The organism is Mesorhizobium sp. M6A.T.Ce.TU.016.01.1.1 (genome assembly GCF_003997065.1).
Taxonomy (GTDB): domain Bacteria; phylum Pseudomonadota; class Alphaproteobacteria; order Rhizobiales; family Rhizobiaceae; genus Mesorhizobium; species Mesorhizobium mediterraneum.
In genome coordinates, this window is record NZ_RZTJ01000007.1 from 75,850 (window position 1) to 90,702 (window position 14,853).

Here is a 14,853-nt window from a genome sequence, read left to right on the forward strand (position 1 = left end):
CATCATGGGAGGAAACCATGGCAGCACCATTTGATCTTAAGAGCGATGGCGTGGTCGTCATCATCGGCTCGGGCGCCGGCGGCGGCACGCTCGGCAATGAACTCGCCCAGAAGGGCATCGATGTCGTCATCCTGGAGGCGGGCGCCCGCCACGAATACGAGGATTTCATCAACGACGAGTGGGATTCATTCGCCCAGCTCGCCTGGACGGACAAGCGCACGACCTCGGGCGACTGGCGGGTGGCGAAGGATTTTCCAAACTTGCCGGCCTGGATCGTCAAGTCGGTCGGCGGTTCGACCACGCATTGGGCGGGTGCCTCGCTGCGCTTACAGGAGCACGAATTCAAGACGCTCGCGACCTACGGAAAGCTGGAAGGCGCCAACCTGCTCGACTGGCCGATCACGCTTGCCGATCTTGAACCCTACTACGCAAGAGCCGAAGACAAGCTCGGCGTGACGCTCACCAACAACATCCCAGGCCTTCCCGGCAACAACAACTTCAAGGTGATGAAGGCCGGCGCCGACAAGCTCGGCTACAAGGAGTGCCACACCGGCCGGATGGCGATCAATTCCGAGCCGCGCGACGACCGCAATGCCTGCCAGCAAACCGGCTTTTGCTTCCAAGGCTGCAAATGGGGCGCCAAATGGTCGACGCTGTATACCGAAATCCCGAAGGGCGAGGCGACCGGCCATCTCGAGGTCAGGCCGAATGCCATGGCTATCAAGATCAACCACGATGCGTCGGGCAAGGTGACCGGCGTCGTCTATGCCGACAAGGACGGCAAGCTTCAGGAACAGAAGGCCCGCATTGTCGCCGTCGCCGGAAACTCGATCGAGAGCCCACGGCTGCTGCTCAATTCGGCATCGAGCCAGTTTCCCGACGGCCTTGCCAATTCGTCGGGACAGGTCGGCAAGAACTACATGCGCCACACCACGGGCTCGGTCTACGGCATCTTCGACAAACCGGTGCATATGTATCGCGGCACCACCATGGCCGGTATCATCCGCGACGAAGCCCGCAACGATCCCTCGCGCGGCTTCGTCGGCGGCTACGAGTTGGAGACGCTGTCGCTCGGCCTGCCGTTCATGGCCGCCTTCCTCGATCCCGGCGGATGGGGACGTTCCTTCACCACGGCGCTCGACCACTACGACCATATGGCCGGCATGTGGATCGTCGGCGAAGACATGCCACGCGAGGAAAACCGCATCACTCTGCATGCCGATATCAAGGACGAGCACGGCATGCCGGTGGCGGATGTCCATTTTGACGACCATGCCAACGACACCGCGATGCGCAACCACGCCTACAAACAGGGCTCGGCGCTGTACGCGGCGGTCGGGGCGACGCGGACCTTCCCGACGCCGCCCTATCCGTCGACCCACAATCTCGGCACCAACCGGATGAGCGAAAAGGCGGCCGACGGGGTCGTCAACAAGCATGGCCAGGCGCACGACATCAAGAACCTGTTCGTGTCGGACGGCAGCCAGTTCACCACCGGCGGTGCTGAAAATCCGACATTGACGATCGTGTCGCTGGCGATCCGTCAGGCCGATTATATCGCTGAACAGATGTCGGCTAAGAGCATCTAGCCGTAGCCCTCCCGGCTGCCTGCTAGCGCGGAGCCTCGCAAGGTTCCGCGCCTCTTTTTGTCGTCGCTCAACGCTTCGTGCAGGTCGAGGCGGTGAAGGCGCCGTCAGGCTGCTTCATGATGATGTCGAAGGATGGGCTGGTTTGGCCGTCCAGGGTGGCTTGCGTAAGCGAGATCGAGTTGCCGCCGGTCGTGTAGCCGCCCAACGGGCCTAGCCAGGTGATCTCGCCGTTTGCATTCATCTGATAATTGTAAGCCTGCGGAGCGGTCCCGAAGGTCACCGGGCCGCTATAGACGTTTCCTTTGATGGTGATATCGCCAAGGCTGAGGAACATGCCAAGCAGATAGACTTCGCAGTGATAGGTGCCGTCGGGCAATTTGCCGTCGGTGAAGTCGGCGTGTGCGCCGCCGGTGGCCGCAGCCAGGAGCACTATGCTGACAATACGAGAAATCCTGGGGGCCATGACGTCGCTCTTTTGAAGATCGAACTTGCCCCATTTTCCTGCAGCGCTGCAACGGTTCGCAATCGTCGATGTGTCGTTGCTCAAAAAAAGTGCATTAGTTGGCATGTGAGAAAAATTTAGGCGGCGGCGGGTCATTTTCTCTCAAGCAGAACCCCGGCGGCGGCGCTCATCTTTAGCGGCTAATATATTAACCGGCTGATAGAGCTAGGAAATCTCAGCCCACTCAATTTTGCTCCTGCGGTTGGCACAGCCGTTGCATGTTCTGTTTGCGATGCGATCAACCAGCTTGGGAGTTTGAAATATGAGGGGCAGTTTCTCGACAATAACAAAAATGTTTTCGGCAGGCGTGGTCACGGCCGGCCTGCTGATGAGCGTCCCCGCCAGAGCGGCTGACGACACGATCAAGGTGGGCATTCTCCATTCGCTGTCGGGGACCATGGCGATTTCGGAGACGACGCTGAAGGACGCCATGCTGATGCTCATCGAAGAGCAGAATGCAAAGGGCGGCCTGCTTGGCAAGAAACTCGAAGCGGTCGTCGTCGATCCGGCTTCCAACTGGCCGCTGTTCGCCGAAAAGGCGCGCGAGCTGATCTCCAAGGACAAGGTCGCGGCGGTGTTCGGTTGCTGGACGTCAGTGTCGCGCAAGTCGGTGCTGCCGGTGTTCAGCGAGCTCGACAACATCCTGTTCTATCCCGTCCAGTATGAGGGCGAGGAGAGCGAACGCAACGTGTTCTACACCGGTGCGGCGCCGAACCAGCAGGCCATTCCGGCCGTCGACTATCTGATGAGCGAGGATGGCGGTTCGGTGAAGCGCTGGGTGCTTGAAGGCACCGACTACGTCTATCCGCGCACCACCAACAAGATCCTCGAGGCCTATCTGAAGGCCAAGGGCGTCGCCGCCGAAGACATCATGGTCAACTACACGCCGTTCGGCTTCTCCGATTGGCAGACCGAGGTCTCGGCGATCAAGAAGTTCGGCTCGGCCGGCAAGAAGACCGCCGTCGTCTCGACCGTCAATGGCGACGCCAACGTGCCGTTCTACAAGGAACTCGGCAACCAGGGCATCAAGGCCGAGGATATCCCGGTCATGGCCTTCTCGGTCGGCGAGGAAGAGCTTGCCGGTCTCGACACCACGCCGCTCGTCGGCCATCTCGCCGCCTGGAATTACTTCCAGAGCATCGACACGCCGGAGAATGCGAAGTTCATCGCCGACTGGCACAAGTTCATCAAGAACGACAAGCGCACCACCAACGACCCGATGGAAGCCCACTATGTCGGCTTCAACATGTGGGTGAAGGCTGTCGAGAAGGCCGGCACCACTGATCCTGACAAAGTCATCGACGCCGTGGTCGGCGTCTCGGTGCCGAACCTGACCGGTGGTTATTCGACCATGATGCCGAACCACCACATCACCAAGCCGGTGCTAATCGGCGAAATCCAGGCCGACGGCCAGTTCGAGACCGTCTCGCAGACGCCCGGCCTGGTGATGGGCGACGAGTGGTCCGACTACTTGCCTGATTCCAAGGACCTGATCTCCGATTGGCGCGCGCCTCTGTCCTGCGGCAACTTCAATGTCGCTACCGGCAAGTGCGGCGGCAAGGGAACCAACTGATCCTCCCGGGTCTGACGGTCGTGGATTTCTCCACGACCTAGACCGCGAAGCGTCCGGGCGAGCTCCTCCTCTCCTCGAGTCCGCCCGGACGCGAATTTCAACCCTTCGAGAGCCTCCAGAAACCGATGACCTTCATCCGCGCAATTGGGCTGACGCTGCTGCTCCTCTTGGGGATGCTGTCGCCGTCGAATGCTGCCGAAGCGGATCTGCGTGCCATCATCGCCAAATTCGCCACTGCCTCGAATTTTTCGGCGATCGAAGCTGTCGTGCGCGAGCTCGCGGCCACCGGTGATACCGCCGTCGAGCGCCCGCTTGGCGCGCTTGCGGAGGGCGATCTTTACGTCCGCAAGACCGATTCGCAGGTTTTCATCGGTAAGGAAGGTGGCGGTAGCGTTGAGCTGCTCGACCCGCTGAGCGGTGAAAAGTCCGGCGATGCGGCCAAGGGCGAGATCACCAAGATCAAGGTCAACAATACGCTGCGCCGCGCCGTCCGCGATGCTTTGGGCACGCTGACGCTCGGCGCGAAAGACCCGGCTGCGCGCATCGCTGCCGCTGACACCATGTTCAAGACGCCCGATGCCACAAATATCGAGCCACTCGATGCCGCAATCGCCAGCGAAACGGTGGCAAGCGTCAAAGCGCTGCTCGAACAGGCCCGCGCCGCATCCGTTCTGGTGTCGGACAGGCCGGAGGCCGACAAGCTGGCGGCGATCGCCCTGATCGGCGCGCGCGGCGACCGCGACGCGCTGTCCCTGCTCACCTCCGTCGAGGCCAATTCCGAGGGCGCGGTCAAGGACGCGGCGACGGCGGCGATCGCCAACATCAATTCGACGCTGGCGCTGTGGGATGCTGGCCAGAACATCTGGTACGGCATTTCGCTGGGGTCGGTGCTGCTGCTGGCAGCGATTGGCCTTGCCATCACCTTCGGCGTCATGGGTGTCATCAACATGGCGCATGGCGAAATGGTGATGCTCGGCGCCTACACGACCTTTGTCGTGCAGGAAGTGATCCGCAATTCCTTTCCCGGCCTGTTCGACTGGTCGCTGGCCATCGCACTGCCGCTCGCCTTCCTCGTCGCGGCGCTCGTCGGCCTCGTCATCGAACGCGGCGTCATCCGTTTCCTCTACGGCCGCCCGCTGGAGACGCTGCTGGCGACATGGGGTGTCTCGCTGATCCTGCAGCAGGCCGTGCGCACCATCTTCGGGCCGACGAACCAGGAAGTCGGCAATCCGTCATGGATGTCCGGTTCGTTCGATATCGGCCAGCTTGCCGTGACCTGGAACCGGCTCTGGATACTGGTATTCTCGCTCGGCGTGTTCGCGGTGCTGCTCTATGTGATGAAGCGCACGCCCTGGGGCCTGCAGATGCGCGCCGTCACCGCCAACCGCCGCATGGCCGCGTCGATGGGCATCAGAACGCCATGGGTCGACGCGCTGACCTTTGCATTGGGGTCCGGCATAGCTGGCATTGCCGGCGTCGCGCTCAGCCAGATCGACAATGTCTCGCCCAATCTCGGCCGCGGCTACATCATCGACAGCTTCATGGTCGTCGTCTTCGGCGGCGTCGGCAATCTCTGGGGCACGCTGGTCGGTGCCTTCTCGCTCGGCATCGTCAACAAGTTCCTCGAACCATATGCCGGTGCAGTCCTCGGCAAGATCGTCGTCCTGGTCCTCATCATCCTGTTCATCCAGAAACGCCCGCGCGGCCTGTTCGCGCTGAAGGGCAGATCGGTGGAAGCATGATCACGGGACGCTTCTTCGCCGCTGGCGCCGACCGCCGCATCGCCATCACGATCTTCATCCTGCTGACGGTCGCCATCGTCGTGCCGCTGCTCAATCTTGCGGTCTCGCCGACAAGTGCGTTCTACGTGCCGTCCTATATCGTCGCGCTTACCGGGAAATATCTCTGCTACGCGCTGCTCGCCTTGGCGCTCGATCTCGTCTGGGGCTATTGCGGCATCCTCTCGCTCGGCCACGGCGCCTTCTTCGCGCTCGGCGGCTATGCGATGGGCATGTACCTGATGCGCCAGATCGGCTCGCGCGGCGTCTACGGCAATCCGCTGCTGCCGGATTTCATGGTGTTCCTGAACTACAAGGAATTGCCGTGGTTCTGGTACGGTTTCGACCATTTCTGGTTTGCCGCGATCATGGTGCTTGCGGTGCCCGGCCTGCTCGCCTTCGTCTTCGGCTGGTTCGCCTTCCGCAGCCGCGTCACCGGCGTCTATCTGTCGATCATCACCCAGGCGATGACCTATGCGCTGCTGCTCGCGTTTTTCCGCAACGACATGGGTTTCGGCGGCAATAATGGCCTGACCGATTTCAAGGATATTCTCGGCTTCAACGTGCAGGCCGATGCAACACGCTCGGCATTGTTCGCGGCCAGCGCCGTCACGCTCGCGCTCGCCGTCTACGTCACCTGGGCAATCGTCGGTTCAAAATACGGCAAGCTGCTGATGGCGGTGCGCGACGCCGAGAGCCGCACGCGCTTTCTCGGCTGGCGGGCGGAGAACGTCAAACTGTTCGCCTTCACCGTGTCAGCTGTCATGGCCGGCATTGCCGGTGCGCTCTACGTGCCGCAGGTCGGCATCATCAATCCGGGCGAGTTCGAACCGTCCAATTCGATCGAGGTCGTGGTATGGGCGGCCGTCGGCGGGCGCGGCACCATCGTCGGGCCGATCATCGGCGCGCTCGTGGTCAATGCCGGCAAATCCTGGTTCACCGGCGTGCTGCCGGAGTTCTGGCTGTTTGCGCTGGGCGGACTGTTTGTCGCCGTCACGCTGTTCCTGCCCAAGGGCATTATCGGCATGTGGGATTCCTGGCGCGGCAATGCCAAGGCGCTGCGCGCGGCATCCATCGCCGAGGAAGCCGGCACCGATCCTGACGTCCCGGCGCCGCCGAAGGTCGTTCGCGGTGCCGCGAGAACGCCTGGCGACTGGTCTGGATCCAGCCCCGAACCGCAGCCGGCGGAGTGAGCGATGTCGAAGAGCAACACCATCCTCTATCTCGACGGCGTCTCAGTTTCCTTCGACGGCTTTCGCGCCATCAATAATCTGTCGCTGGTGCTCGACAAGGGCGAGATGCGCGCGATCATCGGCCCCAACGGCGCCGGCAAGACCACGATGATGGACATTGTCACCGGCAAGACGCGGCCCGACGCGGGCGAGGTTTATTTCGACGGCGAGGTCGACCTGACGAAACATGACGAGGCCGAGATCGCCATGATGGGCATCGGCAGGAAATTCCAGAAGCCGACCGTCTTCGAAAGCCACACGATCGAGGAGAATCTGATGCTGGCGCTGAAAGGCCCGCGCTCGATCTTCCCGGCACTGTTCCATCGCCGGTCGGCCGCGGAAGTGCGGCAGATCGACGACATCCTCGGCATCATCCGGCTCGGCGACAAACGCGACGAAATCGCAGCCAATCTCAGCCACGGACAAAAGCAATGGCTGGAGATCGGCATGCTGCTGGCGCAGGATCCGAAGCTGCTGCTGGTCGACGAACCGGTCGCCGGCATGACCGATGCCGAGACCGAGGAGACCGCGCGGCTGCTCAAGGATATTGCGCGCGACCATTCGGTCATCGTCGTCGAGCACGACATGCATTTCGTGCGCGAGCTCGGCGTCAAGGTCACCTGCCTGCACGAAGGCTCGGTCTTGTCCGAAGGCTCGCTCGATTTCGTCTCGGCCGACGAGCGTGTCGTCGAAGTCTATCTGGGGAGATGATCATGGTCTGGCGCGTTCCGTTTCATCATTTCGACCTTTCGTTCTTCAGGCGTTGGAGAAGGCGCTGACCATGCTCGAAGTCTCCAACGCCACGCTCCACTATGGCGCCGCCCAGGCGCTGCGCGGCGTCTCGCTGAAGGCCGGCGCGGGCAAGATCACCTGCGTGCTCGGCCGCAACGGCGTCGGCAAAACCAGTTTGATGAGATCGATCGTCGGCCACCACCGGCTGACGAGCGGAAGTGTTGCCTTCGAGGGGAAGGCGCTCGACCGGAGCGCGGCGTATGATCGCGCCCGGTCGGGCATCGCATTCGTGCCGCAGGGCAGGGAGATCTTCCCGCTGCTCACTGTGCGGGAAAACCTCGAATCGGGCTTTGCGCCATTGAAGCGCGCCGATCGCAACATTCCCGGCCACATCTTCGAATTGTTCCCGGTGCTGAAGCAGATGCTCGGCCGCCGGGGCGGTGATCTTTCCGGCGGCCAGCAGCAGCAGCTTGCCATCGGCAGGGCGCTGGTGATGCGGCCGAAGCTGCTGGTGCTCGACGAGCCGACCGAAGGTATCCAGCCGTCGATCATCAAGGATATCGGTCGCGCCATCCGCTATCTGCGCGACCAGGCAGGCATCGCTGTGCTGCTGGTCGAACAGTACCTCGATTTCTGCCGTGAACTGGCGGACGAGGTCAACATCATGGACCGCGGCCTGATCGTCCACACCGGCCCGGCCGAGGATCTCGACCGCGCGGACGTCAGGAAATTCCTGACCGTTTAGTATCGCAAACCTCTAGAATTAGCCGAACCATCCCTCCCTTCGTCATCCTGGGGCGAAGCAAGGAGCGAAGCGACGCGGCGCAGACCCCAGGATCCATGCCGTGCCGTCAGTCAAAGAATGCAGCGGTCAAGAACAGAAGCCGTTTTCCGGCGCACACCATCCTGGATTCTGTGCCGTTGTGACGCTCGGAAGTTTCGGCATGGATCCTTGGGTCTTCGCTCCGCTTCGCGTCGCTGCGCCCAAGGATGACGAAATCACGAAGGTCTACTAGATTTTCTTCAATCACATCGTTTGCAACTCTAGCGCGCCGAAGATTGCATGCTAATCTTTACTTGGCCTTGTTGAGTCGGCCGCTTCCGTATCAGTCTCGTTGACAGATCAAGGGTGAGGCGCAGGCTCAGCCGCATGTTCCATGCAGGCCGCCTCCTTCTTGTGATCTGATCGTTGTTCAACGCTTGTGGGCACTTGGCCCGGGACAGCCGATGGAACGTTACGTCGAGGACTACCAAAAACGACGGCTCACCGAGCGCGTTGACATCATGACCGCCATCAACATCCTGAAATCGCAGGGATATGACCACGACGAGCTGATTGCGGAGATCACCAAGGTCTTCTACGTCGATCTCGATGCCTACAACGAGGTCGTCATGGCGGCATAAGAGCTGGCGGAGGGGCGGCTTGCCCTATGCCGCCAAGCGGCTAGCTTGCGCGTCGGAAGGTTGAGGCCGCGACGCGGTTGCGACCGCCGCGCTTGGCGGCATAGAGCGCCTTGTCGGCGGCGCTGAGCACCTTGTCGAAGCTCATGCCGTCCTTGCTGCCGAAAGCGTATCCGGCGCTGACCGTACATGTCAGGTGACGGGTTTCGGTCTCGATGACACGCGCGGCGAAGGCGGTGCGTATACGCTCGGCGGTGAACTCCACCGCTTCGGGCAGGGTGCGCTTCAGAACCAGCGCGAATTCCTCTCCGCCCATGCGCGCGGCGACATCGGTCGGGCGAAGGTTCTCGACGAGTTCCTTGGCGAACACCTTCAGCACCTGATCGCCCGTGGCGTGGCCGAATTCGTCATTGATGGCCTTGAAGCCGTCGAGGTCGAACACGACCACCGCCGTGAAAGCCCCGATCGGGGCGCCGCCGTTGAGGTCGAACAGAGCGCGGCGATTGAGCAGGCCGGTCAGCGGATCGGTCAGCGCATCCAGACGGTGATGTCGGGCCAGGCGACCCTGGTTGAGCGCCAGCGAAAGGGCACCGATGCCGGTCATGCTGGCGATGACAATGACGAGGCTCAGATCTTCGGCCCAGTTGCTCGGCGCATGTCCGAGGACAAGCTTCCCATCCCACGCAAGAGCCACGGCGCACAGCACAAAGGAAACGCCGGTGGCCGAGTAGAGCACGGCGAGGCCGATGATCGGGACAGGGGCTTCGGTGCGCCCGATCCAGTACTGATAAGCCGTTGCAAACAGAAGCAAGGCGGCAAGGAGATTTTCGAACATGAAGCCGAGCCCGTCATATCCGAGCGCCATCGGCGGCAGCGCCAGGGCAAGCGTGATGCAGCTGCCGAGAACCGTCAGCGGGATCGGCGATCGGCCTGACCTGAACTGGTAGGCGGCACCCAGCATGGTCGAGAACCCTACAAGGAGCAGCGCGAACGTCGCAATGCCGAGTATGCGTCCCGGCGTCTCGATATAATCCTGGTAGATAAAAACATCGCCGACGACCAACAAAGCGCTGATCGCCCATGTCAGCAGAAACTTTTCGGTTCGTGCTGTCAGCCAGATGCCGAACAATGTCAGGCTCAGGCAGGCGGCGGAAAAACCGACAGCCAGCAGAAGTGAGTGGTAGTCAAGTGACATGCCCTAACCCGCGGCTGCCCTAGCTCCGCGGATTCATGCAGCAAGGAGGTATCGATAAGGTTACGATGGTGGTGAAGATGTCACAATCGAGGCCGTCAGCCTGTGACGCGCTTCATCAGTGCGATGGCGCCGAAGGGCGCACGGACCTTGCCTTCGGTGATGAAGTAGACGAACACATCGCGCGGTTTTACCGGTGCGTCGGTCGACGGATCGGCGCGCGGTAGGTCGGCCGGCACCTTGCCTCCCGCCCAGGTTTTTGCGCGCGCCGCCCATTCGTCGAGCGCCTTTGGCGTGTAGCAGTCGGGATTGTCGTCGCTGCCGGTCTGCAACCGGGCATAGATGAAATCGCCGGTGACATCGGCGATCCCAGGATATTTGGCGTGGTCGGCGTAGACGATCGCGACCTTGTATTTGCGCAGCAGCGCGGCGAATTCCGGCACGATGAAGCTGTCGTTGCGCACCTCCACCGCATGGCGCAGGGCCACGCCGTCCTGCTTTTCAGGCAAAAGCTTGAGGAAGGCCTCGAAATCGTCCGGGTCGAATTTTTTGGTTGGCGCGAATTGCCACAGGATCGGCCCGAGCTTATCGCCGAGCGCGGCGACGCCCGACCCCAGGAAGCGCATCATGGACTCGCCGGCCTCGCCGAGCACGCGGCGGTTGGTGACGAAGCGGTTGCCCTTCAGCGAATAGACGAAGCCATCCGGCGCCTCACCAGCCCATTTGACGAAGGTCGGCTCCTTGAAGCTCGAATAATAGGTGCCGTTGACCTCTATGCTCGGCACCTGCCGGGTTGCGTAGTGCAACTGCTTCGCCTTGGACAGCTTGTCCGGATAGAAGGACGTGTCCCACGGCTCGAAGGTCCAGCCGCCCATGCCGGCGCGGATTTTTCCTGATTGGGTCATTGTCGTCCTCCCGAGTTTGAAATGGATCAGGCCGTTGCGATCGTCTCGACAGTCTTCGCCATGTCGACGATCGTCCACCCTGGCCGATATGGATTGGGCCGACGACCCGTTTCGTGAAAGCCATACTCTTTGTAGAGCGCGATGTTCCGCTCCATCTTAGTGTTGGTATAGAGCCGCACCTCGGGCAACCTCCACGCCCGTGTCTGCTCGTCCGCGAAGTTGAGCAGCGCGATGCCAAAGCCCTTGCCCTGAAAGGCAGGGCAGACGGCGACGGAGAAGATCATCGTGTGATCTGGGTGGCGTTCGAGGACAATCAGTCCGGCCGGCTCGCCGTCGCTTTCCAGCAGCCAGGCCTCATCGCGCAGGATCCGCGGCGCATAGTCCTCTGTCACCGGGATCGGCGGCGCGCCCAGCAACGCAGTGTAGGGCGCGTAGGCAGCGGTGTTCAGTTCAACGACAGCATCAAGATCACCGGCAAGCGCTCTTCTGATCTTCATTTGAAGGTTCTTCCAAACGCCGCCAGCCAGTCCTCATTCACTCCGCCGCTTCGCGCTTGCCTCCGGGGCGCCGTTCCAGCAATTCCCGCAGGAACTGGCCGGTGTAGCTGCGCTTCTCGCGGACGATGTCCTCCGGCGTGCCGGAGGCCACCAGCTCGCCACCGCCGTCGCCGCCTTCGGGGCCTAGATCGAGCACCCAGTCGGCGGTCTTGATCACTTCGAGATTGTGCTCGATGACGACCACCGTGTTGCCCTGATCGACCAGTTCGTGCAGCACTTCGAGCAGCTTGGCGACGTCGTGGAAATGCAGGCCGGTGGTCGGCTCGTCGAGGATGTAGAGCGTCTTGCCGGTCGCCTTGCGCGACAGCTCCTTGGCGAGCTTGATGCGCTGCGCCTCGCCGCCTGACAGGGTCGTCGCCTGCTGGCCGACATGGATGTAGCCGAGGCCGACCTGCTTCAGCGTCTCCAGCTTGTCGCGCACGCCGGGCACGGCGGCGAAGAAATCGACGCCCTCCTCGACCGTCATGTCGAGCACGTCGGCAATCGACTTGCCCTTGAATAAGACGTCGAGCGTCTCTCTGTTATAGCGCTTGCCATGGCAGACGTCGCAGGTGACATAGACATCCGGCAGGAAATGCATCTCGATCTTGATGACGCCGTCGCCCTGGCAGGCCTCGCAGCGGCCGCCCTTGACGTTGAACGAGAAGCGGCCGGGCTGATAGCCACGCGCCTTGGACTCCGGCAGGCCGGCGAACCAGTCGCGGATCGGCGTGAAGGCGCCGGTGTAGGTGGCAGGGTTGGAGCGCGGCGTCCGTCCGATCGGCGATTGGTCGATATCGATGACCTTGTCGAGGAATTCGAGGCCCTCGATGCGGTCGTGCTCGGCCGGATGCTCGCGCGAGCCCATGATGCGGCGAGACGCCGCCTTGAACAGGGTCTCGATCAGGAAGGTCGATTTGCCGCCGCCGGAGACGCCGGTGACGGCGGTGAAGGTGCCGAGCGGGATTTCGGCGGTGACGTTCTTCAGATTGTTGCCGCGCGCGCCGACAATCTTCAGGCGCCGGCTCTTCTTGGCCTCGCGCCGCACGGCCGGCGTCGCGACTTCGAGCTCGCCGGACAAATATTTGCCGGTGATCGAGGCCGGGCTTGCCATGATCTGCTGCGGTGTTCCCTGCGCGATGATGTGGCCGCCATGGATGCCGGCGGCCGGGCCGATATCGACGACATAGTCGGCATGCAGAATGGCGTCCTCGTCATGCTCGACGACGATCACCGTGTTGCCGATGTCGCGCAGATGCTTCAACGTATCGAGCAGGCGCGCATTGTCGCGCTGATGGAGGCCGATTGACGGCTCGTCCAGCACGTAGAGCACGCCGGTAAGGCCGGAGCCGATCTGCGAGGCCAGCCGAATGCGCTGGCTCTCGCCGCCCGACAGCGTGCCGGAATTGCGCGACAGTGTCAGATAGTCGAGCCCGACATCGTTGAGGAAGCGCAGCCGCTCGCGGATCTCCTTGAGCACGCGCACCGCGATCTCGTTCTGCTTGTCGCTGAGCGAGGCGGGTAGCTCGGTGAACCAATGGTCGGCCTTGCGGATCGACAGCTCGGTGATCTCGCCGATGTGCTTTCCGGCGATCTTCACCGCAAGCGATTCCGGCTTCAGCCGGTAGCCGCGACAGGCCGGGCAAGGCGTGGCCGACATGAAGCGCTCGATCTCCTCGCGCATCCAGGCGGATTCGGTCTCCTTCCAGCGCCGTTCGAGATTGGGAATGACACCTTCGAAGGTCTTGGTCGTCTTATAGGAGCGCAGGCCGTCATCGTACTGGAAGGTGACCTCGCGCTCGCCGGTGCCATGCAGGATGGCTTGCTTTGCCTCTTCGGTCAGATCCCTGAACTTGTCGCCGAGCTTGAAGCCATACGCCTTGCCCAGCGCCTCGAGCGTCTGCACGTAATAGGGCGAGGTCGATTTCGCCCACGGGCTGACGGCGCCGGCACGCAGGGACAGATTGTCGTCGGGCACGATCAGGCTGGCGTCGATCGCACGCTGGCTGCCGAGGCCATCGCAAGTCGGGCAGGCGCCGAACGGGTTGTTGAAGGAGAACAGCCTGGGCTCGATCTCGGGAATGGTGAAGCCGGATACCGGACAAGCGAACTTTTCCGAGAACAGGATGCGCTCATGCGTCTCGTTCTTCGACTTGTTGACCGAATCCTCGCCGGTCTGGCTGGCATCGAGCGGCCGGTCGGCGAATTCGGCCACCGCCAGCCCGTCGGCGAGCTTCAGCGCGGTTTCGATGGAATCCGCAAGCCGCGTCGCTAGGTCGCCGCGCACGACGATGCGATCGACGACGACGTCGAGGTCATGCTTGTATTTTTTGTCCAGCGCCGGCACGTCGGCGATTTCGTAAAAGACACCGTCGACCTTGACGCGCTGGAAGCCCTTTTTCTGCAGCTCCAGCAGTTCCTTGCGGTACTCGCCTTTGCGGCCACGCACCATCGGCGCCAGGATGAACAGGCGCGTGCCTTCCTCGACCGCCAGCACGCGGTCGACCATCTGCGACACCGTCTGGCTCTCGATCGGCAGGCCGGTGGTCGGTGAATAGGGGATGCCGACGCGCGCGAACAGCAGCCGCATATAGTCGTAGATCTCGGTGACGGTGCCGACAGTCGAGCGCGGGTTCTTCGACGTGGTCTTCTGCTCGATTGAGATGGCCGGCGACAGGCCGTCGATCTGGTCGACATCCGGCTTCTGCATCATTTCGAGGAATTGCCGCGCATAGGCCGACAGGCTCTCGACGTAGCGGCGCTGGCCCTCGGCATAGATAGTGTCGAAGGCGAGCGACGACTTGCCGGACCCCGACAGGCCGGTCATGACGATCAGGCTGTCACGCGGCAGGTCGAGATCGACATTCTTCAGATTGTGTTCGCGCGCCCCGCGAATGGAAAGATATTTATGGTCGGCCATCGCCGGTCGCCGCCTCAGATCTGGAATCTCATGGGATGGCGGGTTGTCCCGGCCATCCCCTATGTAGGTAATTTCGTCACCTTTTCGAGAGACGCCACAACTCTCGACCAAAGCCTTTAACCGTCTTTCGCGCAGGCGAGCAAGCGGAAAGAACAAAGACCGAACACGCTCCTGACAAAAGCGCCCATGAAACCAGCTTCACAAACCGCCGTATCATGATGAATTTAAAGTTCCACGCGTTTGCTAGCTCACGAACGCAGCACGGCCGATGCCGCGCTGCTCAAAACTGCAGCGGATTTCCGATTTGCCGTATAAGCGATCACATTTTTTGTAATCGGCTATCCAACTGTTGACGTCTCAGCCTCAGAGAGTCAGACTCCAAACGTCACCGAAGCCGGCCGTCTTTCGATGGCCTCGCCACCCCAAGGTGGCCTGCTAGACGTCGCAGGCTTTTGCGATATGTGCTTCGGACGACACTGGTCGCAATGGACAG

12 protein-coding genes are annotated in these 14,853 nt (G+C 61.9%); 7 read left to right on the plus strand and 5 right to left on the minus strand.

The window, feature by feature from the left end:
* Positions 1-17: 17 nt before the first annotated feature.
* The gene (locus EOC94_RS15545; RefSeq protein ID WP_127291611.1) at positions 18-1,589 is read left to right on the plus strand and encodes a GMC family oxidoreductase; all 1,572 of its coding nucleotides are present in this window, start codon (positions 18-20) and stop codon (positions 1,587-1,589) included.
* A 67-nt stretch (positions 1,590-1,656) separates the two neighbouring features.
* Here the strand turns inward: EOC94_RS15545 and EOC94_RS15550 are convergent, their stop codons facing one another.
* On the minus strand, positions 1,657-2,052 hold the full coding sequence (locus EOC94_RS15550) for a hypothetical protein (protein WP_127291800.1): 396 nt from the start codon (positions 2,050-2,052) through the stop codon (positions 1,657-1,659).
* A gap of 301 nt (positions 2,053-2,353) precedes the next feature.
* Between EOC94_RS15550 and urtA the strand changes: the two genes are divergently transcribed.
* The 6 genes from urtA (at position 2,354) to EOC94_RS15580 (ending at position 8,810) form a co-directional block, all read left to right on the plus strand.
* On the plus strand, positions 2,354-3,664 hold the full coding sequence (gene urtA / locus EOC94_RS15555) for an urea ABC transporter substrate-binding protein (RefSeq protein ID WP_095485318.1): 1,311 nt from the start codon (positions 2,354-2,356) through the stop codon (positions 3,662-3,664).
* A 125-nt stretch (positions 3,665-3,789) separates the two neighbouring features.
* Positions 3,790-5,406, plus strand: a complete 1,617-nt coding sequence (gene urtB, locus EOC94_RS15560; protein WP_095485317.1) for an urea ABC transporter permease subunit UrtB — start codon at positions 3,790-3,792, stop codon at positions 5,404-5,406.
* On the plus strand, positions 5,403-6,635 hold the full coding sequence (gene urtC, locus EOC94_RS15565) for an urea ABC transporter permease subunit UrtC (protein WP_127291614.1): 1,233 nt from the start codon (positions 5,403-5,405) through the stop codon (positions 6,633-6,635). Before urtB ends, urtC begins: the two co-directional genes overlap by 4 nt.
* 3 nt (positions 6,636-6,638) lie before the next feature.
* Positions 6,639-7,385: an urea ABC transporter ATP-binding protein UrtD gene (urtD, locus tag EOC94_RS15570; protein WP_095485315.1), complete on the plus strand. Its 747-nt coding sequence runs from the start codon at positions 6,639-6,641 to the stop codon at positions 7,383-7,385.
* 70 nt (positions 7,386-7,455) lie between these two features.
* Positions 7,456-8,151, plus strand: coding sequence for an urea ABC transporter ATP-binding subunit UrtE (gene urtE, locus EOC94_RS15575; RefSeq protein WP_095485572.1), 696 nt, complete (start codon positions 7,456-7,458; stop codon positions 8,149-8,151).
* Positions 8,152-8,633: 482 nt separating this feature from the next.
* Positions 8,634-8,810, plus strand: coding sequence for a hypothetical protein (locus EOC94_RS15580; protein WP_095485313.1), 177 nt, complete (start codon positions 8,634-8,636; stop codon positions 8,808-8,810).
* A 40-nt stretch (positions 8,811-8,850) separates the two neighbouring features.
* On the opposite strand, the gene EOC94_RS15585 is transcribed toward EOC94_RS15580, so the two are convergent.
* The 4 genes from EOC94_RS15585 to uvrA form a co-directional block, all read right to left on the minus strand.
* Positions 8,851-10,002 carry a GGDEF domain-containing protein gene (locus EOC94_RS15585; protein ID WP_127291617.1) on the minus strand — a complete coding sequence of 384 codons (1,152 nt, stop codon included), beginning with the start codon at positions 10,000-10,002 and terminating at the stop codon, positions 8,851-8,853.
* A 95-nt stretch (positions 10,003-10,097) separates the two neighbouring features.
* Positions 10,098-10,904: a DUF72 domain-containing protein gene (locus tag EOC94_RS15590; RefSeq protein WP_127291620.1), complete on the minus strand. Its 807-nt coding sequence runs from the start codon at positions 10,902-10,904 to the stop codon at positions 10,098-10,100.
* 26 nt (positions 10,905-10,930) lie between these two features.
* Positions 10,931-11,401, minus strand: a complete 471-nt coding sequence (locus tag EOC94_RS15595; protein ID WP_127291623.1) for a GNAT family N-acetyltransferase — start codon at positions 11,399-11,401, stop codon at positions 10,931-10,933.
* A gap of 37 nt (positions 11,402-11,438) precedes the next feature.
* Entirely contained in the window at positions 11,439-14,360 is a 2,922-nt protein-coding gene (uvrA, locus tag EOC94_RS15600) for an excinuclease ABC subunit UvrA (RefSeq protein ID WP_126106443.1), read from the minus strand.
* Positions 14,361-14,853 lie beyond the last annotated feature (493 nt).

Coding starts and splice junctions, on each gene's coding strand:
- urtD (WP_095485315.1), top strand. CDS start 6,639: ATGTCGAAGAGCAACACCATCCTCTATCTCGACGGCGTCTCAGTTTCC.
- EOC94_RS15585 (WP_127291617.1), bottom strand. CDS start 10,002: ATGTCACTTGACTACCACTCACTTCTGCTGGCTGTCGGTTTTTCCGCC.
- urtA (WP_095485318.1), top strand. CDS start 2,354: ATGAGGGGCAGTTTCTCGACAATAACAAAAATGTTTTCGGCAGGCGTG.
- EOC94_RS15545 (WP_127291611.1), top strand. CDS start 18: ATGGCAGCACCATTTGATCTTAAGAGCGATGGCGTGGTCGTCATCATC.
- urtB (WP_095485317.1), top strand. CDS start 3,790: ATGACCTTCATCCGCGCAATTGGGCTGACGCTGCTGCTCCTCTTGGGG.
- EOC94_RS15550 (WP_127291800.1), bottom strand. CDS start 2,052: ATGGCCCCCAGGATTTCTCGTATTGTCAGCATAGTGCTCCTGGCTGCG.
- EOC94_RS15590 (WP_127291620.1), bottom strand. CDS start 10,904: ATGACCCAATCAGGAAAAATCCGCGCCGGCATGGGCGGCTGGACCTTC.
- urtC (WP_127291614.1), top strand. CDS start 5,403: ATGATCACGGGACGCTTCTTCGCCGCTGGCGCCGACCGCCGCATCGCC.
- EOC94_RS15595 (WP_127291623.1), bottom strand. CDS start 11,401: ATGAAGATCAGAAGAGCGCTTGCCGGTGATCTTGATGCTGTCGTTGAA.
- uvrA (WP_126106443.1), bottom strand. CDS start 14,360: ATGGCCGACCATAAATATCTTTCCATTCGCGGGGCGCGCGAACACAAT.
- urtE (WP_095485572.1), top strand. CDS start 7,456: ATGCTCGAAGTCTCCAACGCCACGCTCCACTATGGCGCCGCCCAGGCG.
- EOC94_RS15580 (WP_095485313.1), top strand. CDS start 8,634: ATGGAACGTTACGTCGAGGACTACCAAAAACGACGGCTCACCGAGCGC.